19 protein-coding genes are annotated in these 20,125 nt (G+C 67.0%); 8 read left to right on the top strand and 11 right to left on the bottom strand.

All coding sequences use genetic code 11. The features are described 5' to 3' along the window. Nucleotides 1-3: 3 nt before the first annotated feature. From OIE68_RS37560 to OIE68_RS37545, 4 genes are all read right to left on the bottom strand, one after another. On the bottom strand, nt 4-1,179 hold the full coding sequence (locus OIE68_RS37560) for a PLP-dependent aminotransferase family protein (protein ID WP_327095653.1): 1,176 nt from the start codon (nt 1,177-1,179) through the stop codon (nt 4-6). An 81-nt stretch (nt 1,180-1,260) separates the two neighbouring features. Next, the gene (locus OIE68_RS37555) at nt 1,261-2,325 is read right to left on the bottom strand and encodes a hypothetical protein (RefSeq protein ID WP_327095652.1); all 1,065 of its coding nucleotides are present in this window, start codon (nt 2,323-2,325) and stop codon (nt 1,261-1,263) included. A gap of 73 nt (nt 2,326-2,398) precedes the next feature. Beyond that, nucleotides 2,399-3,385, bottom strand: coding sequence for a hypothetical protein (locus OIE68_RS37550; RefSeq protein WP_327095651.1), 987 nt, complete (start codon nt 3,383-3,385; stop codon nt 2,399-2,401). 470 nt (nt 3,386-3,855) lie between these two features. After that, nucleotides 3,856-5,259 carry an NAD(P)H-quinone dehydrogenase gene (locus OIE68_RS37545; protein WP_327095650.1) on the bottom strand — a complete coding sequence of 468 codons (1,404 nt, stop codon included), beginning with the start codon at nt 5,257-5,259 and terminating at the stop codon, nt 3,856-3,858. A gap of 125 nt (nt 5,260-5,384) precedes the next feature. Here OIE68_RS37545 and OIE68_RS37540 point away from each other — a divergent pair, with 125 nt between their 5' ends. Beyond that, on the top strand, nt 5,385-5,864 hold the full coding sequence (locus OIE68_RS37540) for a gamma-glutamylcyclotransferase (protein ID WP_040686900.1): 480 nt from the start codon (nt 5,385-5,387) through the stop codon (nt 5,862-5,864). A 53-nt stretch (nt 5,865-5,917) separates the two neighbouring features. On the opposite strand, the gene OIE68_RS37535 is transcribed toward OIE68_RS37540, so the two are convergent. The 3 genes from OIE68_RS37535 to OIE68_RS37525 form a co-directional block, all read right to left on the bottom strand. Next, nucleotides 5,918-7,117 (bottom strand): M20 family metallopeptidase, encoded by a 1,200-nt coding sequence (locus tag OIE68_RS37535; RefSeq protein WP_327101964.1) that lies wholly within the window; start codon nt 7,115-7,117, stop codon nt 5,918-5,920. Between the two features lie 59 nt (nt 7,118-7,176). After that, nucleotides 7,177-8,406, bottom strand: a complete 1,230-nt coding sequence (locus OIE68_RS37530) for a M20 family metallopeptidase (protein ID WP_327095649.1) — start codon at nt 8,404-8,406, stop codon at nt 7,177-7,179. Nucleotides 8,407-8,499: 93 nt separating this feature from the next. After that, complete coding sequence (locus OIE68_RS37525) at nt 8,500-9,204, bottom strand: enoyl-CoA hydratase-related protein (protein WP_327095648.1); 705 nt, start codon at nt 9,202-9,204, stop codon at nt 8,500-8,502. Between the two features lie 298 nt (nt 9,205-9,502). Here OIE68_RS37525 and OIE68_RS37520 point away from each other — a divergent pair, with 298 nt between their 5' ends. Both OIE68_RS37520 and OIE68_RS37515 read left to right on the top strand, forming a co-directional pair. Next, entirely contained in the window at nt 9,503-10,381 is an 879-nt protein-coding gene (locus OIE68_RS37520; protein ID WP_419150620.1) for a purine-nucleoside phosphorylase, read from the top strand. Further along, a complete protein-coding gene (locus OIE68_RS37515) occupies nt 10,382-11,878 on the top strand; it encodes a phospho-sugar mutase (RefSeq protein ID WP_327095646.1) in 1,497 nt (498 codons plus the stop codon). A gap of 9 nt (nt 11,879-11,887) precedes the next feature. On the opposite strand, the gene OIE68_RS37510 is transcribed toward OIE68_RS37515, so the two are convergent. Then, nucleotides 11,888-12,310, bottom strand: coding sequence for a DUF4913 domain-containing protein (locus OIE68_RS37510; RefSeq protein WP_327095645.1), 423 nt, complete (start codon nt 12,308-12,310; stop codon nt 11,888-11,890). A gap of 24 nt (nt 12,311-12,334) precedes the next feature. After that, complete coding sequence (gene upp / locus OIE68_RS37505; RefSeq protein ID WP_327095644.1) at nt 12,335-12,958, bottom strand: uracil phosphoribosyltransferase; 624 nt, start codon at nt 12,956-12,958, stop codon at nt 12,335-12,337. Nucleotides 12,959-13,112: 154 nt separating this feature from the next. Here upp and OIE68_RS37500 point away from each other — a divergent pair, with 154 nt between their 5' ends. The 5 genes from OIE68_RS37500 to OIE68_RS37480 all read left to right on the top strand — a co-directional run bounded on the left by OIE68_RS37500 (nt 13,113) and on the right by OIE68_RS37480 (nt 16,646). Then, nucleotides 13,113-13,421: a hypothetical protein gene (locus tag OIE68_RS37500; RefSeq protein WP_327095643.1), complete on the top strand. Its 309-nt coding sequence runs from the start codon at nt 13,113-13,115 to the stop codon at nt 13,419-13,421. A 4-nt stretch (nt 13,422-13,425) separates the two neighbouring features. Further along, on the top strand, nt 13,426-14,550 hold the full coding sequence (locus OIE68_RS37495) for a C40 family peptidase (protein WP_327095642.1): 1,125 nt from the start codon (nt 13,426-13,428) through the stop codon (nt 14,548-14,550). A 20-nt stretch (nt 14,551-14,570) separates the two neighbouring features. Further along, entirely contained in the window at nt 14,571-14,921 is a 351-nt protein-coding gene (locus OIE68_RS37490; protein WP_327095641.1) for a hypothetical protein, read from the top strand. Nucleotides 14,922-14,997: 76 nt separating this feature from the next. Next, nucleotides 14,998-15,345 (top strand): YbaB/EbfC family nucleoid-associated protein, encoded by a 348-nt coding sequence (locus OIE68_RS37485; protein ID WP_327095640.1) that lies wholly within the window; start codon nt 14,998-15,000, stop codon nt 15,343-15,345. Between the two features lie 26 nt (nt 15,346-15,371). After that, nucleotides 15,372-16,646 (top strand): primosomal protein, encoded by a 1,275-nt coding sequence (locus OIE68_RS37480; protein ID WP_327095639.1) that lies wholly within the window; start codon nt 15,372-15,374, stop codon nt 16,644-16,646. Between the two features lie 3 nt (nt 16,647-16,649). On the opposite strand, the gene OIE68_RS37475 is transcribed toward OIE68_RS37480, so the two are convergent. After that, the gene (locus tag OIE68_RS37475) at nt 16,650-17,747 is read right to left on the bottom strand and encodes an adenosine deaminase (RefSeq protein ID WP_327095638.1); all 1,098 of its coding nucleotides are present in this window, start codon (nt 17,745-17,747) and stop codon (nt 16,650-16,652) included. A 520-nt stretch (nt 17,748-18,267) separates the two neighbouring features. Continuing rightward, entirely contained in the window at nt 18,268-19,554 is a 1,287-nt protein-coding gene (locus tag OIE68_RS37470; RefSeq protein ID WP_327095637.1) for a thymidine phosphorylase, read from the bottom strand. Nucleotides 19,555-20,125 lie beyond the last annotated feature (571 nt).

Below are 20,125 nucleotides of genomic sequence, written 5' to 3'. Positions count from 1 at the left end.
CGACTATTCGGCCGCGCGAGCCAGCCGGTCGATCGCCTCCGCCAATGTCGCCGCGTCCGAAGTGGTGAAGCACATGCGCATGGAGTGGCTGTAGTCGGTGTCGACGGCAAACGCCGAACCGGGCACGAAGGCGACCCCGTGCTCCAGGGCTCGCGGCAGCAGCCGATCGGTGTCCGTGCCGTCGGTGAAATCGGCCCACACGAACATGCCACCGGCGGCGTCGGTGCAGGTGACGCGGTCGCCGAAGCGGGTGCGCACGGCGTGCACGAGCGCCTTGGCGCGGTCGCCGTATGCGCTGCGGACAGCCTCGACGTGGCCGGTCAGCCAGGTTTCGTCGGTGAGCAGGTCGGCGGCGATCTGGTGGGTCAGCGCCGAACCGCACAGGTCCGCACCCTGTTTCAGCAATTCGACCGCGCGACAGATTCGCTCCTGCGCCACCATCCAGCCGACCCGCAGCGCGGGCGCGAGGATCTTCGAGGCACTGGACAGCCGAATCACGTTGCGGGAGTAGGTTGCCACGGGATCGGGAGAGGGCCGGTCGAACCAGAGCTCACCGTACGGATCGTCCTCGATCACCCAGAACCCGTAGGTATCGGCGAGTTCGGCCAATTCACGACGACGCGGCGGACTCATCGTGACGCCACCCGGATTGTGGAAATTGCTCACCGTGTGCACGACCGTGGGACGCTCTCCACGCACCAGCAGTTCCTTCAGCACATCCAGCCGCATTCCCTCGGAATCCAGGGGTACCGCCACAATCCGCGCACCGGCCGCCCGGAACACTTGCAGCGCACCGACATACGCCGGATCCTCGACGACCACCAGCGCGCCCGGATCCAGCAGCACCTCGGCGAGCAGCGAAAGCGCCTGCTGCGAACCATGAGTCACGAAAACCTCTTCGAGCCCGACCGCGCGACCGAGCTTCACCGACTCCCGCCGGCGCAGCACATCGCGCAGCGGAGGCCACCCGCGCGACCCGGTGTACTGCAACACCGCGGAACCACTCAGCGCCGCATCGGCCGCTGCGACGAGCCGCTCCCGGGGCATCAACTCCGCATCCGGCAAACCGCCCGCGAGGCTGATCACCTCTTCGCGCGTGGTCAGCTCGAGCAGGTCACGAATCGCCGAACTCTTCAGTCCGCCCAGTTTGGTTGCGAGCGGTGGATTGATCGGCGACATGGAAACCTCCGAGGGGACGCGAAACCCCACTGTCGCACACCGCTACCAAATTGTGAAATATTCATCCCATGATCTGAGAGCTCAGGCGCGCTCCCGGATGGCGAAGATCACGGTCTTGCCATCCCGGACCACCGTGATGATGGTCTGCCGGTAGACATTGGTCGTGCCGTCGGGGCGATGTTCGGTCAGGTCCACCTCGAACGTGTCGGCCGCCGACTCGGCAATCCGCAGGCAATGCGTGGTGCCGACCGGAATCTGTTCATTGATGGCCTGCTGGATGACCTCGGCCGTCGACACATTCTCGGCATCCGGCGCGACGAATCTGCGCGCGCGCTCACCATTGCGGTCGACGTAGAACTCGTACTGGAAGCCGAGGATCGCACCGGGGCCGGACGAGGTGTCGCCCTGCCCGTTGCCGCGAGTCACCTTGCCGTCTTTACTCGCGGGGCAGCTCAGCGCGGCGGAGGTGCTCGGCGGGGCGGGCGGCGCCGCCTTCGGACTGCCGTTGTCGTCGCGGCTGACCGCGACGAAGGTCACCACCAGCGCCAAGACCACCACGATCGCGGCGAGCACACCGAGCGCGATCCACCGGCCGCGCGAACTGTGCCGGTTCGGGGTCGCGGTGATCGTGTCGGAGATCAGCTTCGGCGCAAGGCGTTTGGCGATCGGATCGTCGGCCCAGGACAGGCCCGACGGCTCGGACGGCGGCTTCGGTACCCCGCCGGATTCGGTGGGGCTGTTCCACCAGGTGTCACGCTGGCCGGCGGCGGGGGTCGCGTGCCGGACGGTGGCCTCGCTGGGATCCGGTTCGACCGGAGGCTCGGGTCGGCGCGTCGGCGGCTCCGGTTGGCGGGGCGGCGGTGGCGGCGCATCGCCGAACACGGTCGTATCCGGCGCGCGGTACTGCGGGGGTGGCGGCGGCACCGTCGGCGGTTCGTCGGCGGGACGCCAGATCAGCTCGGGATGATCGGTGCCGGGCTCGGGCACCGACCACTGCGGTCGAGCCTGCTCACCCGTCGGCGGCCCGAATTCGCCGACCGGCGGCCCGAATTCGGAGACCGGCGGGCCGAAATCGTCCAACGGGGGTCCGAATTCCGACCCGGTCCGGTCGGATTCGTTGTCCCTGCCATCACCCTCGGAGCCCACACCAAATCCTTTCCCCAGGACACACGTGTGGGGCGGTCGAGAACGACCGCCCCACCCGTCGAATCAGCTCGTGTCAGTACTGGAGTGACCCACCCCACTGGGTGGTGACCCCGGCAACGTTGACCGTCTGCGGAGCCAGTTCGCCTGGCGGCACCGGAAGTTTAACTTGCGCGGCGGCCTCGAGGGCAGCCACGCCGCCCGGCTGTTCCCGAATCCAGTGCTCGACAGCGGCCTTGGCCATGTTGGCCTGGGTGGTGTCGAGGACGACCTCGGTCTTGTTGTCGGCCAGACCCTCACCACCGGTGTAGGAGGTGACCTTGACGGTGTTGGCGCCGATGTATTCGACCGACACACCGGCCTCGCCCTGACCGGTCGGGGTGCGGTACCCGATGGTGCCGACGTAGCCCGCGGCATTGTTGAAGTGGTGGGTGTTGGCCACGTAGCCGGGCGCCAGCGAGCCACCGTCGATATTGGCGCCGATCTCCTGGTGCGGCCCGTCCATCTCGACCACCGGCGCGGCCGGCGCCTGCTGGAAGCGCGGAGCCTCCCAGCGCGGCTGCTGCACCAGCGTGTCGGTCTCCGGCTGCTGCGGAGTCCGGGCGTTCGGACCGCTCGGGGTGTTCGCACCCGGCGCGGTGGTGCCGGGCTGCGCGGGCTTCGGAGCCTCCGCACCGGGAGCCGTCTCCGGCACCACGGCGGGGATCGCGGGGCCGGTCTGTCCCGGAACCGGCAGCGGCGCGACGCGCGGGGTGGTGACACCCGGCTGGGTCGGCGTCGACAGCTTCGGATCCCTGGGCTGATTCGGCATGACCTGGTTCGGATCCGGCGTGGTGACACCCGGCTGGCTCGGCGTCGGCGACGGCTTGGTGTCCGGCTTACCCGGCTCCGGCTTGGTGGTCTCCGGCTGGCCCTGATCCGCCGGCGCGGTGCTGCCCGGATCGGCAGGCGCGGGCGCCGGGGGGGTCGGTGTACTCGGCTGATCCGGAACTGCCCCCGCCGGCGCCGCGAAGAGCGTGGCCACGGCCGCCGCAGTGGCCAGCGGCAACGATGTGCTCGCCATCGCTCGCTGCGTCCGACTCGGCTTACGATGTTTCACTTTTCGCAATCCCTTCCCGGGTGCGACCGACTCGGTCACACACAGTTTTCCCTGGTGAGACGCTTGGCCCCTGAGACAGGAGCGGCGAACGACCATGCGGCCGTTCGCCGTTCCCGCTGGAAAGGATCGATCCCCCCACACAGAACCCTCGCGATCGCCCGCCGATCGCATCTCTGCGGGAAGTGAACCACATGCGCGCCGGACTGGCAACGCGGTGAAAGTCCAGACAAGACAGCAAGACTCGGGGCACTCGAGATCGACCGCATAATCCGGCCACAACGGAGCGAGTCTTACGAGCGACGTTCGCGGCCCGTCTCGCGTCCGAGTCGTCGAAGCGCATGCGCCGTAGGCGCGAGTCTCGACGGCTCGGACGCGAGACAGAAGGGGCCGCGAACACGCAGCGCCGAAGGCGCTGCAAATCAAACCACCGCCTGTTAATCGAGGTCGTCGTGACGCATCAGCAGCCGGGCCGCCTCGGTCACCGAGCCGGTGAGCGACGGGTACACCGAGAAGGTCTGGGCGAGATCGTTGACGGTCAGATTGTTCTGGACCGCGAGCGCGATCGGCAGGATGAGCTCCGAGGCGATCGGAGCGACGACCACACCGCCGATGACCACACCGGTCGCGGGCCGACAGAAGATCTTGACGAAACCCCTGCGCAGACCCGACATCTTGGCGCGCGGGTTGGTATTCAGCGGCAGCATGACCGTGCGCGCGGGCACCTCGCCGTTATCGATGGCGGTCTGGCTCACGCCGACGGTCGCGATCTCCGGACGGGTGAAAATGGCCGAGGCGACCGTCTTCAGCCGGATCGGGCTGACGCCCTCGCCCAGCGCGTGGTACATCGCAATGCGGCCCTGCATGGCGGCCACCGAGGCCAGCGGCAGCAGACCGGTGCAGTCGCCCGCCGCGTAGATACCGGGTGCCGAGGTGCGCGACACCCGGTCCACCCGCAGGTAACCACCGCGGTCGAGTTCGATGCCGACCCGCTCCAGGCCGAGGTCGTCGGTATTAGGTATCGAACCGACGGTCATCAGCGCATGCGTACCCGTGACGGTGCGACCGTCCGAGAGCTTGACCACGATCCCCTGGGCAGTGCGCTCCACCGCATCGGCGCGGGCGTGCTTGACCAATTCGACGCCGCGTTCGGCGAGTGCGTCCTCGAGTACGAGCGCGGCATCCGCATCCTCACCGGGCAGCACCCGGTCGCGGCTCGAGACCAACTTCACCCGCACACCCATTTCGGTATACGCGGAGACGAATTCGGCGCCGGTCACACCGGAACCGACCACCACCAGGGTCTCCGGGAGTTCCTCCAGGTCGTACAGCTGACGCCAGTTCAGGATGCGCTCGCCGTCGGGCTCGGCGCCGGGCAACACGCGCGGGCTCGCACCAGTGGCGATCAACACCACTTCGGCCTCGACGGACTCCTCGGTGCCATCGCCCAGTAGCGCGCGCACCCGGTGCGCGGCCATGCCGGCGGCCGGATCACTGAGCTGTCCGCGTCCGGCCAGCACCGTCACGCCCGCGGCCTGCACCTTGGATCGGATATCGGAGGACTGGGCCAGCGCCAGCGCCTTGACACGGGCGTTCACTTCGCCCAATTCGATCTGGGCCTGGCTCGGATCGAGGGTAATGCCCAGGTCACGGGCGCGACGCAGATCGGTGCGCACGCCCGTCGAGGCAATAAAAGTCTTCGACGGCACGCAGTCCCACAGGACGCACGCCCCGCCGATGCCGTCGCTATCGATCAGGGTGACCGTGGCCCCGTGTTGGGCCGCCACCAATGCCGCTTCATAACCGGCCGGTCCGCCACCGATGATCGCTATGCGGGTCATGGATACCTCCGCTGGAGCTGTTCGACCGGGATCTCCGGTGCCGGTAAACAACGTTAGCTGGCGAACACACGGTCATCTCGCCGGGATAGAGACGATGCGCGCAGGTTATTGGATACCCTTGCGTCGTGCCGATCTACGCCGCCTACGGGTCCAACATGGATTCGTCCCAGATGCTCGAGCGCTGTCCGCACTCCCCCATGTACGGGACGGGCTGGTTGGAAGACTGGCGCCTCACCTTCAGCGGTGACGACATCGGCTGGGAAGGCCCACTGGCCACCCTCGCCGAGGAGCCTGGCTCGCGGGTATTCGTGGTGCTCTACGACGTATCCCCCGAAGACGAGGAGCGCCTCGACCGCTGGGAGGGTTCCGACTTCGGCATCCACCGCAAGATCCGGCTGCGCGTGACGCCGAGTGCGGGCAGCGGTTCCGAACCCATCCTGGCCTGGCTGTACGTACTCGATGCGTACGAGGGCGGGCTACCGTCGGCGCGCTATATCGGCGTGATGGCCGACGCGGCCGAAAAGGCCGGCGCGCCAGCGGAATACGTGCACGCGCTGCGCACTCGCAACAGCAAGAACGTCGGTCCCGGATTCTTCGGTAGCTGAACAGACGGACAAGCGGCCGATCCCTGTCGAGGTCGGCCGCTTCTTTGTCTTCGTCAGCTCGCGTTCAACACGATATTGCTGAGCACCCGGACACCGACGGCAAGCGCGCGCTCGTCGAGATCGAAAGTCGGCTGGTGCAGATCCAACTGTTCGCCGTGCCCGGACCAAACGCCGAGGCGGGCCATCGCGCCCGGCACCTCCTCCTGGTACCAGGAGAAATCCTCACCGCCACCGGACTGCAAGGTGTCGGCGAGCGCGTCCGGGCCGAGCATGCGGATCGCGTCCTCGAACATCCTGGTCGAGTGCTCGTCATTGACCACCGGCGGTACGCCGCGGCGGTAGTTCAACTGGTAGCGCACTCCGGTCGGAGCGAGCAGGCCGTCCACGATCTCGCGCACCATCGGCTCCAGCAGCGACCAGGTCGCGTGATCGCCGGTGCGGACGGTGCCGGTGAGCATGCCGGTCTGCGGTATCGCGTTGGGCGCCTTGCCCGCGCTGACCGCGCCCCAGACCATCACCGTGCTGGTGCGCGGGTCGATGCGGCGGCTGAGCAGACCGGGCAGGCCGGTGATCACGGTGCCGATGGCGTAGACCAAGTCGCTGGTCAGATGCGGACGCGAGGTGTGCCCGCCCGGCGAATCGAGGACCAATTCGATGGTGTCGGCCGCCGAGGTGATCGCACCGACTCGGATGCCGACCCGCCCGACCTCGAGGCGCGGATCGCAATGCAGTGCGAAGATCCGGTCGACACCCTCCATCGCGCCGGCGGCGACCATGTCGATGGCACCGCCCGGCATCACCTCTTCGGCGGGCTGGAAGACGAATCGCACGCCCACCGGTAGCTCCTGATCGGCTAGCGCGAGCGCGGTGCCGAGCAGGATCGTGGTGTGCGCGTCGTGACCACAGGCGTGCGAGACGCCGGGGGCGGTCGATGCGAAGCTGAGTCCGGTGAATTCCTGCAGTGGGAGCGCGTCCATATCGGCACGCAGTCCGATGCGCGGTGCGTCTACCGGGCCGATGTCACAGAGCACTCCGGTGCCGTTGGGCATCTTCTGCGGCGTCAATCCAGCCTTGGTCAGCCAGGCCGAGACGAACTCGGTGGTGGCGAATTCGGTGCGGGAGAGCTCCGGGTTCGCGTGGATGTGCCGACGCCACTGGACGAGATCGACCGTGTGCTCGGCCAGCCAGGAATCGACCGCATCCGGTCCGACGTCCGCGATATCCGATTGTGCGGCGCTCCCCTGGCCCCCCATGGTCGCGCGCGCCACCGTCCCGGAGCGTGTCGCGTGCGCCGCGGAACGGCCGGTAATGCTCACCGAATGTCCTCCTGTCGTTGAACGAGCCGTTGCAACAACCTGTCCCTATGTACTTGATCGCGAGCTACGGCGATAGCGGTACGCGCGAGCGCGATCGCACCGTCGGTTACCGCACGATCGGCCGAGGCGTTGACACTCGCCGCGGCGAAGCCGGGCTGATGCGTCACCGCCCCACCGGCATCTATGCCGATGACCGGATGTATGCCCGGTATGACGTTGGTGACGTTGCCCATATCCGTACTCCCGAGCGGTCGCTGCGCCTCGAGTTCCGGTGCGATCGGCACCCGGCCCAAGTCCACGATCTGCTCGCGATAGGCAAACAGTAATCCCGAATCGGGCGTCAGCTCGGTATATGTCGGCGCAACCGTCTGGATTTCGTGAGTGCAGCCGGTCGCCAGCGCACCCGCCTCGAAACAAGCCGACGCGCGTCGCATCAGATCGTCGAGGGATGCGGAGTTGACTGCGCGTAGGTAATACAGCAGTTCCGCACGTCCGGGAACGATGTTGGGGGCTACGCCACCGTCGCTGACTATACCGTGCAGTTGCTGTCCAGGTCGGAGATGTTGACGCAGCAATCCGAGAGCAACCTGCGCGATGGTCACCGCGTCGCCCGCATTCCGGCCCAATTCCGGAGCGGCGCTGGCATGGGCCTCGTGGCCGTGGAAGACCACCGACAGATCCGCCAGCGCCAGCGAGCGCGCGTCGACGATATCGATGGGACCGGGATGCACCATCATCGCCATCGCGACATCGTCGAAGACACCGCGCTCGAGCATCAGCACCTTGCCGCCGCCGCTCTCCTCGGCGGGTGTGCCGAAGACGACGACGGTGATGCCGAGCGCATCGGCCACCTCGGCGAGGCCGAGTCCGGCGCCGACCGCGGATGCCGCGATGATGTTGTGCCCGCAGGCGTGCCCGATCTCGGGCAACGCGTCGTATTCGGCGCAGATTCCCACCGTGAGCTCGCCGGATCCGTATGTCGCGCGGAATGCGGTGGGCAGGTCGGCGACGCCGGTCTCGATGGCGAAACCGCGCTCGGCCAGTGGCGCGATGGTCTTCGCGACGCTACGGGTTTCCTCGAACGCCAGCTCAGGTTCGGCGTGGATCGAATGCGATAGCGCGATCAGTTCGGGCGCGGCGGCCAGGATCGCGGCATCCGCCGCCGCCCCCGGGTGCGCGTGGTGGTCCGTGCGTGATTCGGGGTGCCCGCTGCGCGGTGGTGGCATGGCACACAGTCTGGCACTGCGCCGACGATCGGGCGCACCCTGCGTCACGGGGTGATGCCGCCGTGCGGCGCAAGGTTTGTGATCAGCTTGCGGTTATCCCGGGGCGAACGCCAGATTCTCCGGGGTGGTGGGGGTCGCGAGCCCGGCCAGCGCCTTGGCGTGCAGCGACCGCTTGATCACCGGCAGATTGGGCTTGCGATTTGCCGCGAGGGCGCCCGCGCGCTCGATCGCGGACTTCAGCAACACGTCAGCATCCGCCTTCGCGTCGACAATTCCCGCGGTAATGGCCTCGTCGGCGGCGAAGCGGTGCCCGGCGGTCATGGCCTGTACGCAGACCTGATTGGTGAGACGCTCGGTGAGCAGCGCGTTCATGCCGACCGTGAACGGCATGCCGAGATGCACCTCGGGCAGACACCAGAAGCCGCGGTCGGCGCGCATCACCCGGAAATCGTGCGCGGTCGCGAGCATGGCGCCGGCGCCGAAGGCGTGACCGTTGACGGCTGCGACCGTCGGCAGCGGGAAGGTCAGCAGGCGGGTGTAGATGCTGTGCACGCGGTCGAGATAGCCGTGCATCTTGTCCAGGTTGCCGAACAGCCAATCGGTATCGAGCCCGTTGCTGTAGAACTTCCCACTCGCCGTGGTCACCAGCGCCGCCGGCCCCTCGGACGCCTCGACCTGGTCCAACAGCCCGTGGAATGCATCGATCCAATCCGGATGGAAACGGTTCTCGCTGTCCGCCTGCCCCTCGCTCCCGAGGTAGACGACGAACACATCCCCTTCACGTTCCAGATACGGCATGCGTGCAGCGTAACGGGTATGCCGCCCGACACCTACTCACGGGTAGCTAATACTCGGCGGGTTGCGCGGCAGCAAGCCGTGCTGCCGTTTCAGCTCCAACGGAGCAAGTCTTACGAGCGACCCGTTCGCCGCCCGTCTCGCATCCGAGTCGTCGAAAGCATCTGGCGCAGCCACCAGTCACGACCCCTGGGCCGGTACACATCCAGCGCCGAACCATACGCACACCGGCGACCACAACGGAGCGAGTCTTACGAGCGACCCGTTCGCGGCCCGTCTCGCGTCCGAGCCGTCGAAGCGCATGCGACGAAGTCGCGAGTCTCGACGGCTCGGACGCGAGACACCCGGGGGCCGCGAACACGCCGCGCCGAAGGCGCGGCAAATCAGATACCGTGACGGCATGCTTGCCGAACAGGCCGCGAGGGCGATTGCCGAACGTACGGGAGTGGAGCGGCACCGGGTTGCGGTGGTGCTGGGATCGGGCTGGCAGGATGCGGCCGCGGAGATCGGGACGCCGTCGGCGTCGGTGCCGATGCCGGAGCTGCCCGGATTCGGGACGCCGAGTGCGCAAGGGCATGTCGGGATGGTGCATTCGGTCGCCGTCGACAACACGCCCGTGCTGCTGTTGATGGGGCGTCAGCATCTGTACGAGGGCTATCAGCCGAGCGATGTCGTGCATCCGGTGAGCGCGGCGATCGCAGCGGGCGTGGAAACCGTGGTGCTCACCAATGCGGCGGGCGGTATCCGGGACGGATTACGCGTCGGTGAGCCGGTGCTGATCAGCGACCATCTCAATCTCACCGGCCGCACGCCGCTGGCGGGCGCGACCTTCGTCGATCTCGTGGACGCGTGGGATCCCGAATTGCGTGCGCTGGCAAGGGAAATCGACCCGAGCCTGACCGAGGGCGTGTACGCGGGCCTGACCGGACCGCAGTACGAGACCCCGGCCGAGATCCGAATGCTGGGCACCATCGGCGCGGATCTGGTCGGCATGTCGACGGTGCTCGAGGTGATCGCGGCACGTGCGCTCGGAGCCCGAGTGCTCGGAATCTCGCTGGTCACCAACCTCGCCGCGGGCGTCACGGGTGCGCACCTCTCACATGCCGAGGTACTCGCCGAAGGACATGCGGCCGCACCGCGTCTCGGCAAATTGCTGCGCGGCGTACTGGAACGGCTGTAGATGCTGCGCTTCGGTACCGCCGGGCTCCGCGGGCCGCTGCAGAGCGGACCCGACGGCATGAACCTGGACACGGTGAGCCGGGCGACCGCCGGACTCGTGGACTGGTTGCGCGGTCGCTGTCTCGGCGGCGGCTCGGTGGTCGTCGGACGCGACGCCAGGCACGGCTCCGCCGAATTCGCCATCGCGACTGCGGAAATCTTTGCCGCCGCGGGCTTTCCGGTGACGCTGCTGCCGCGCCCGCTGCCCACCCCGATCGTCGCGTACGCGGTGCGTGAGCTGGGAGCCGTTGCGGGAGTACAGATCACCGCATCGCATAATCCCGCGACCGACAACGGCTACAAGGTGTATTTGGACGGCGGTTCGCAGCTGCTCGCACCGGCCGACACCGAGATCGAGCGCTGCATCGAGGCCGTCACCGAGCCGATAGCCCGCACGCCCGTCACGCCGGCCGCCGATGACCTGGTGCGCCGCTATATCGATCGGGTCGCCCGGCTGCCCGAGTTGATCGGCGGTCCCGGCGAGCGCTCTGATGTCCGGATCGTGTTGACACCGCTGCACGGAGTCGGCGGCGACACGGCGGTGGCCGCCCTCACCGCGGCGGGATTCAAGCATGTGCATGTCGTTGGTGCGCAATTCGCGCCCGATGCCAACTTCCCCACTGTCGCCTTCCCGAATCCGGAAGAGCCCGGTGCCACCGACCTTTTGCTCGCCACCGCGACCCGGATCGGCGCGGACCTCGCCATCGCCCTCGACCCGGACGCCGATCGCTGCGCCATCGGCATTCCGGACGGCGACGGCGGCTGGCGCATGCTGCGCGGCGATGAAACCGGTGTGCTGCTCGGCGATTACGTGCTGCGGACCGCGCCGCCGGATGCATTGGTGGCGACCACCGTCGTGTCGTCGCGACTGCTCTCGAAGCTCGCCGCCGCCCGCGGCGCGCGGTACGCGGAAACGCTGACCGGCTTCAAATGGCTGGCCCGCGCGGGCGATGGTCTGGTCTACGCCTATGAGGAGGCCATCGGTCACTGCGCGGACCCGGCCACCGTCCGCGACAAGGATGGCATCTCCGCGGCGGTGCTGGCCGCCGATCTCGTCGCCCGGCTGAAGACCGCGGGCCGCACCCTCGCCGACGAACTCGACAACTACGCGGTCGAATTCGGCCTGCACGCCACCGACCAGGTCTCGCTGCGCCTACCTGACCCGGCCACCGCCGCTGACCTGGTGAACCGCCTGCGCGCCGCCCCGCCCGACGAAATCGCGGGCGAGCCGGTCGACTACACCGATCTGCTCCAGGTGCGCGGCCGAATGCGTACTGACGCACTGATTTTCGAGGGAGCGAGTTCCCGGATCGTGGTCCGCCCATCCGGCACCGAACCGAAACTCAAGTGCTACTTGGAAGTGGTCGTGCCGGTCGCCGACCGTGCGGTTCTGGCTGAGTCGAAAACCGCCGCCGGACAACGCATCGCCGAACTGCGTGCCTTCTGTCGAGAGCTCTGAGCCAGGCCATCATCCGGACTCGGTCGCCGAGTGAACCACCGGGGGATCTCGGAACAGGCCAGGCATCGGGCTCTTCAACGGCAGCGGCCGAGTGCTTCCGTGTCCGTTCTCTACCGAGCAATGCCGGAACGGACCGTCGCGCCTGAGCAACTCGCGCATGTGTGGGTCGGCGTGGTCCAACAGCCATACACTCAGGCCGGTGTTGCCATCGAGTCGATAGTGCTCCCACGAACGCCACAGCGCATCCAGACGAGCCACCACGCTGACATGCTTCCACCATTCAGGGCACCACTGCACCTCGTCATTGGTGAATCCGACGGCGTCGCCGTACACCAGCGAGAGATAGTTCTCGACGAATTCGACAACATCGAGATAGATCGTTGTACGGACTTCCTGCTGACTCCCCATGGCATTCAGCCTGTCAGAAGCCACCGACATATTCGACGCGAAAGCGGCTCAGCGGGGGCCGAATTGGCGGTCGCCCGCGTCGCCGAGGCCGGGGACGATGTAGGCGTCGGAGTTGAGACCCGTGTCGACGACCGCGGTGACCAGGCGCACTGGCAGACCCGAATCAGCAAGGGCGGCAATGCCTTCGGGAGCCGCTACCACACAGACCGCAGTGATGTCGGTGGCGCCGCGGGCGGCGAGCAATTGCAGGGTGTGGCGCATCGAACCGCCGGTGGCCAGCATCGGGTCGAGTACGAAGACCGGCATCTCGGACAGGTCGGCGGGCAGTGATTCCATGTACGGCACCGGCTGATGGGTGGTTTCGTCGCGGGCGATGCCGACGAAACCGACCCTGGCGTCCGGAATGAGTTCGGCGGCCGCGTCGACCATGCCGAGTCCGGCGCGCAGCACCGGAACCAAAAGCGGCGGCTGCGCCAATCGCGTTCCCTCGGTGTCGGATACCGGTGTGGTGATCGGGAAATGGATCACCGGCGCGTCGCGCAGCGCCTCGTAGATCAGGATTCCGGTGAGATCACGCAGTGCGGCGCGGAAGGCCGGATTGGCCGTGCCCGCATCGCGCATCGTGGTCAGCAGGGTGGCGGCGAGTGGGTGGTCCACGGTGTGCGTGCGCATGTTGGAACGATAAGGTCGAAGACGAGTTCGGCGGCAAACCTCCACCCGAATTTTTTTCGAATGGCTGGAACCGATCGGTAAGGCAGCGCGTCGAACTAGGTGGATGACGTACTCTGCCTGGGAACAAACAGATGGGGGAAGCACTATGCGAAAGATGTCGGCCGACACCGAGGGCATCACCGCCTACGGCGCGACGGCCGCGACTATGTCGGGTGATCTCGCCGCCGCAGGAGTGAGCGCCGCGGCCGCCGATCCCACTCTCCTCGGCCCCATAATGGGCTTGATCGGCGGCGATTTCATGGCCGCCTACGCTGCGGCCCATGCCGGGCATGTCGCCTCGATCGGTCAGTTGTCGGCGGTGCTCGCGAGTGTGGGCGGTGCGGCAGCTTCTTCCGCCGTCGTCCTCGAGGAAACCGACCTGAACAATGCCGCCGGGCTGAACGCCACCGGTCTGGACGGGTGACGCCGTGATCGATGTCAGCGCCCTGGTCCAGCCACTGCTGGACCTGCTCTCCAGCTTCGGCACCGGCGTCCTGCCCACTGGCGGGCCCGCCGACGCACTGACCTCCACCTCGACCGCCGTCGACCAGGTGCACGCTGTCGGCCGCAACAGCATCAACCAGGTGAACAACGCATGGGACGGTGCGGCGGCCGATGCCGTCACCGCGAAGGCGCTGCGGGTGCAGACCTCGGCCGCCAGCATTTCCGACCGCGGCAACGATATGGCTACCGTCGTGAATCAGGCTGCAGCCCAGGTCGAAACGGGCCAGAAGGAACTGAACGGGATCGTCCAGTCGTTCGTGAACCAGGCCACCAGTCTCGGTCCGGCGCTGGCCACCCCGGAGGGGCTGACGGTGCTCGTCGGTTCCGCGATCGACCACATCGGTCAGGGGCTGAATGTGGTCGGCCGTGTACGCAACGAACTCGATACCCAGACCGCGTCGATGAACGAGCTGACTCCCGCGCCGTCGACGCCGTCGCTGTCCAATGTCGCCAGCACGGTCGGCACCGCCACCCAGGGTGCCTCCCAATTGTCATCGACGGTGGGCAGTGTCGCGAGCGGCGCCGGCGGCATGCTCAGCAGCCTGATGAGCACCGCGAGCAAAGCCAGCACGACGACCGCGAGCACAGCGTCCAGTTCCAAACCGAGTACCAGCACCACGACCGGGACCGGGCAGTCGTCGACCTCCGGTAAGGGCGTGAAGATCACCCTGCCCGATGGCAGCGTCGTAGAAGCCCCGAACGAGAAGGCGGCGACGGCGGTCAAGGCGGCCATCGGCGCGGTCGGCACACCCTATGTGTGGGGTGGCAATACGCCCGGCTCCGGACTGGACTGCAGTGGTCTCACCAAGTACGCGTACGGCGAGGCCGGTGTCGAACTGCCCCGGCTGGCGCAGGAACAGGGCAACGGCCATATGCAGGTTTCGCCGGGCGATCTGATGCCGGGCGATCTGGCAGTGTGGGATGGCCACGTCGCGATGGTGGTCGGCAACGGGCAGTTCGTCGAGGCCGGTAATCCGGTCCAGATCAGCTCGGTTCGGACCGACAACATGGGTATGAACTTCTATGGCTTCTACCGGCCGACCTCATAAGTGAGCGGAGCGAACCTATAATGTCCCAGCCCCAGACCCCACCGATACCCAATGTCACGGTGGCGTCGAGCACCAACCGATCGGGCAGCATCTCGGTCCGTGCCACCGACCAGGGCATGCCGATCGAGATCAAGTTCGAGCGCAGCGAATACCGTTACGGCGCACAGACTCTGGCCGACGAGATCCTGCGACTGACCAAGCGCTCCACCGTCGCCGCCCGAGCCCGCCGCCGCGAACTGCTCGCCGAGGCGGGTATGCCCGCCGACATCCTGGACAAGCTCGGCCTGCCGACGCGCCAGGCCGCGGTGGACGAACTGGACCGGATCGATGACGCGGACACGGGACCGACGAGCTGGATGAGGCCAGTTTGAGTGAGCGGAGCGAACGAATCATGAACACAGGCGCTCCAGCGCTCATGCCGGAGCCGAGCGCCAGCGAGGCGCAGGCATGAGTGCTGAGATGGACGCGTTGGTCGCCAACGCGACGGCGAAACTGGAAGCACTCGAGGCCGCGCTGTACGGCCTCAAGCAGGTGCACGGCCGGTTCCGGACCGAGGACGGCACGGTCAGCGTCGAGGTGAACAGCGACGGTGCCCTGGTCGCGCTGAGCCTGTCGGAGTCGGTCACCTCACTGCCGCCCGCCGAGGTCGGCCAGCTGATCATATGGGCCTGTCGCCAGGCCGCCGAGGACGCCGGCGCGCAGCGATCGAAGGTCGTTGCGACACTGAACGAGTCGTTCGTGGTAGCGCCGGAGGGCGCCCGGGGAAGCGTTGGGGGCGGGCCGGATAGTCACTGACTCGGAAGGTCGATAGGCTTCCGCACATGGCTTCTGGAGACATCGTCCCGATCGAGCTCGGCCTGACCGACGGCGATCTCGTCACCCTGTGGGCACCGCGCTGGCGCGACGGTGATGACGAGTGGGAGGCGTTCCTCGGACACGAGGACTCCCTCTACGGTTTCGAGACCGTTGCGGAGCTGGCCGCATTCATCCGGACCAGCTCCGATAACGATCTCGTGGACCATCCGGCGTGGAAGGTCGTGGCCGGGCTGTCGGCGGTCGAACTGGAGCCGGAGGAGAACTTCACCTTCGATCTGGTCGGGGTGCCGGAGCTGGTCGCGAACGATCCCGATGTCGACACCATCGCCGAGCTCGACGACACGCTCAGCATGGTGCGCAACATCGGTGAGGTGTGCGAACTGGAGACAGTGACCAAGTTCTTCGGCTCCCATCCGGTGGTGGGCGCGCTGGCCAGCGGCGTGAGCGCCTTCGTCGGGCGCGACGGCGAGGAGCTGTGGGATCAGATCGGCGCCGCCATCGCCAAGGGCTGGGACGATGTCCTCGACGCCATCGACTCCGTCGTGCAGACCCCTGAGGTCGATGCCGAGGCGGTCGCGGTCGCTGAAGCCGAACTGCTCGCTGCGGAGGAGAACGTCGTCGACGCCGATGACGCGGCCGACAGCGAGGAGGACGAGGAGTTCGAATCCGTCGACCTCGATGCGGACGACGAGGACGAGGAAGAAGACGAGGAGGAGGACGAGGAAGACGAGTCGTTCTGGCACGAGGTCGGCATCGACCCGGTCAAGATCGTCACCTCCGACGGCACCTACTTCACGCTGCGCTGCTACCTCGATGACGAGCCGATCTTCCTCGGCAAGGACGGATCCATCACCGTATTCGGCTCCGAGCGTGCGCTGGCCCGGTACCTGGCCGATGACCATGAGCACGAGCTGGCGCGGGTGAGCACCTACACCGATGTACAGACCGCCGCCGTCGACGGTTCGCTCGAGGTCGAGGTGACCGACGAGAACGTCTACGTGCTGCCCGGGCTCGCCGACGACCTGGGCGAGGGCCCGGAGGCGGTCGATATCGAACAGCTCGATCTGGTGGTCGAATTGTTCACCGACGCAGCCGATTACGCCGACGACGACACGGTGGAGCAGGCGCTTGCGCAGTCCACCCCACTCGGCTGGTACGTCTCCTACCTGCTGAACCCGGACCCGACCCGCCTGGCCCCGAACCCGCCGTTCACCGCGGAGGCCCAGAGCTGGCGGGACCTGGAGCGCAACTTCGAGTCCAGGCTCATACAGGAGAAGTAGGGGCTAGCCGAGCAGGACGGCGTAACCGGGCTTGATGATGTCGTCGATGATGCGCAGGCGTTCGGGGAACGGGATGAACGCGGACTTCATCGCGTTGATGGTGAAGCGTTCGAGGTCGCTCCAGCCGTAACCGAAGGTGTCGACCAGCTTGAGCATCTCCTGGCTCATGCTGGTGTCGCTCATCAGGCGGTTGTCGGTATTGACTGTGACACGGAAACGCAGCCGCGCCAGCAGGTCGAACGGATGCTTGTCGAGTGAGGGGACCGCGCCGGTCTGCACATTCGACGAGGGACAGAGCTCGAGCGGAATTCGCATATCCCGCACATAGTTCGCGACCAGTCCGAGTTGCGCGTCCTCGACCGCGCCGGGAACGGTGATGTCGTCGGTGATCCGCACACCGTGGCCGAGTCGATCGCAGCCGCAGAACGCCAGCGCCTCGTGGATGGACGGCAGCCCGAACGCCTCACCCGCGTGAATGGTGAAATGCGCGCTATTGGCTCGCATGTATTCGAAGGCGTCCAGGTGACGGCTGGGCGGGAAGCCCGCTTCCGCGCCCGCGATATCGAAACCACCGACGCCACGGTCGCGCCACCGCACCGCGAGTTCGGCGATCTCGCGCGAACGGGCCGCATGCCGCATGGCGGTGAGCAGGCAGATCACCACGATCGGGCGACCGGCCTCGGCCGCGGCCGAGGCACCCTCGCGGAATCCGGCGAGGGTGTGCTCGACCACCTCGTCCAGGGTCAGGCCGCGCTCGAGATGCTGTTCGGGAGCGAAGCGCACTTCGGCATAGACCACGCTGTCGGCGGCGAGGTCTTCCGCACATTCCCGAGCCACGCGGCGCAGGCCCTCGGGGGTCTGCATTACCGCGACGGTGTGCGCGAAGGTTTCCAGATAGAGCTCGAGCGAGCCGCTGTCGGCCGCATCGCGGAACCACGCCGCCAGCTCGGTCTCATTGTCGGCGGGTAGGTCGTCGTAACCGCAATCGGCGGCGAGCTCCAAAACCGTCGCGGGCCGCAGACCACCGTCGAGATGATCGTGCAGCAGCGCCTTGGGAGCTTGGCGGATCGAGGCAAGGGTCAAAGGCATCGGTCCTGTCATGACCACACGTTAGCCGCACGGACCCGTTCATGCGGCTGTGATTGCGCTCTCCGCCACCCCCATCCGAGACATAACCCGCAATGTCCCTGCTCGAGTAGCCGATTGCCACATCTCGAGTACCGGAAAACCCGTTTAACCAGCCAAGAATTAACGTAGCGGTCGGTTTCCTGCCTGCTTGCCGCAAACCTTTTACCCACCACGTCGGTGCGATCGACTCGCCTTCATACTCGACGTGTAGCAGTCGTTCGATGAGTGGACGGCATACACCAGCGCACAGAGTTTTCGCGCCACGCATGCGGGTTGCCAGTTGATCGGAGGGCGACGAGCGAGCTCATGCGGGCCGGATGGATTCGCGCGGACAGCGCGAGTCCGCGCATGGCAGCCGAGTTCATGCGGACCAGCGCGAGTCCATGCGGAGCAGGTGAGATCGCGCGCCGGGCGAACTCAGGTGCCGGGCGAACTCAGGTGCCGGGCGAACTCGCGCGCCGGGCGAACTCGGGTGCGGTGGCGGGCTGAGGTGTCAGGGGGCGATCCGGTCCAGGATCAAGGGGGGTTGCGGTGGGGGCGCGGTTCCGATGGTGAAGGAGTTTTCGAGGGCGGCGAGGGCGCCGGAGAAGGCTTCCGGGGTGTCGGTGTGCAGGGTGAGCAGGGGTTCGCCTGTGGTTACGGAATCGCCTGGCTTGGCGTGCATTTCGATGCCTGCGCCGAATTGGACGGGGTCGCCCTGGCGGGCTCGCCCCGCGCCGAGTCGCCAGGTGGCGATGCCGACGGCCATCGCGTCGAGGCGGGTGAGCACACCGTCTCGTTCGGCCCGAATAATTTCGGTGTGCTTCGCGCGCGGCAGGGGCGCGTCTGGATCGCCGCCCTGGGCCTGAATCATGGCGCGCCAATGGTCCATTGCGCGACCATCGGCGAGGGCGTCGGCCGGGTCGATATCGAGTCCGGCCTGGGCGACCATCTCGCGGGCAAGGGTGAGCGTCAACTCGACGATGTCGGCGGGGCCACCGCCCGCGAGCACCTCCACAGATTCGGCGACCTCGAGTGCATTGCCCGCGGTGCGACCGAGCGGAGTGTCCATCGCGGTCAGCAATGCCACCGTCCGCACCCCGGCATCGGTACCGAGTTCGACCATGGCCGTTGCCAATTCGCGCGCACCGTCCAGAGTTTTCAGGAACGCTCCGGAGCCGACCTTCACATCGAGTACGAGCGCGGCGGTCCCTTCCGCGATCTTCTTGCTCATGATCGAGCTGGCGATCAGTGGTATTGATTCGACGGTCCCGGTGACATCGCGCAACGCGTATAGCCGCTTATCGGCGGGGGCGAGATCAGCACCCGCCGCGCACACCACCGCGCCGATGCCGGGATCCGACAGGATCTCCCGCATCTGCGCCACCGGCACGTCGGCCCGCCATCCCGGGATCGCCTCCAGCTTGTCCAGCGTCCCGCCGGTATGCCCCAACCCGCGCCCGGAAAGCTGCGGCACGACGGCCCCACACGCCGCGACCAATGGCGCCAGCGGCAGTGTGATCTTGTCCCCCACCCCGCCGGTCGAATGCTTGTCCACCGTCGGCCGCGGCAGATCGGTGAAGTCCATCCGACGACCCGACGCGATCATGGCATTCGTCCACCGCGCGGTCTCCCGTCGCGTCATCCCCCGCCACACGATGGCCATCGCCAAGGCCGCCATCTGCTCGTCGGCCACCGCCCCCTTGGTGAATCCATCCACCACCCAATCGATCTGCGCATCCGACAGCTCCCCGCCGTCCCGCTTGGTCGTAATGATCGAAACCGCGTCCACTGCCGTCACACCGGCAAGTCTGGCACGTGACACACTCGCCCCCTGGAACTTGTCGGTGGCCTCCGACAGCCTCTGCGCATCATCGAGTCGATGTTGGGGAGCAATGACGCACACACCTGGACCGCCGTGTGATGGATCTCGAGGCCCGCGTCCGCGAGGTCGAAGAGCGCTTCCCGTGAGTCCCAGTTGGAGCTCACGCGACGAGTCACCGCAATCGAAATCGTCCAAAAACGAAGCTTCTGTCGCATCCTCGAACACCTCGGCGTCCCCACCGATGCAATCTCGCAGATCACGGTCACAACCGAAGCCGAAATCGACGCCGTTCTCGAAGAAGACTGCTGAGGGCGACCACCATGACATCCGCTCACATCGATCGCCGCATGACGAAGCTGGAAGCACAAGTCACCGATATCGAGGAAGGCTACGGCGAACCCCAGCTCGGACTCACGCGACCGAGTCACCGGACCCGAGATCTGGGCCGAACGTGTCACCGCACATGCAAACGGCGTGGGGCAAAACGTGAAGCTCATCGCCGAACACCTCGGGATCCGCCCGGTCGACACACCTGCGATCAGCATGC

The organism is Nocardia vinacea, assembly GCF_035920345.1.
In the GTDB taxonomy this organism is placed as follows: Bacteria; Actinomycetota; Actinomycetes; order Mycobacteriales; family Mycobacteriaceae; genus Nocardia; species Nocardia vinacea_A.
Note: the sequence above shows the minus strand (reverse complement) of the source record. Positions and strands in the feature narration are given on the sequence as shown.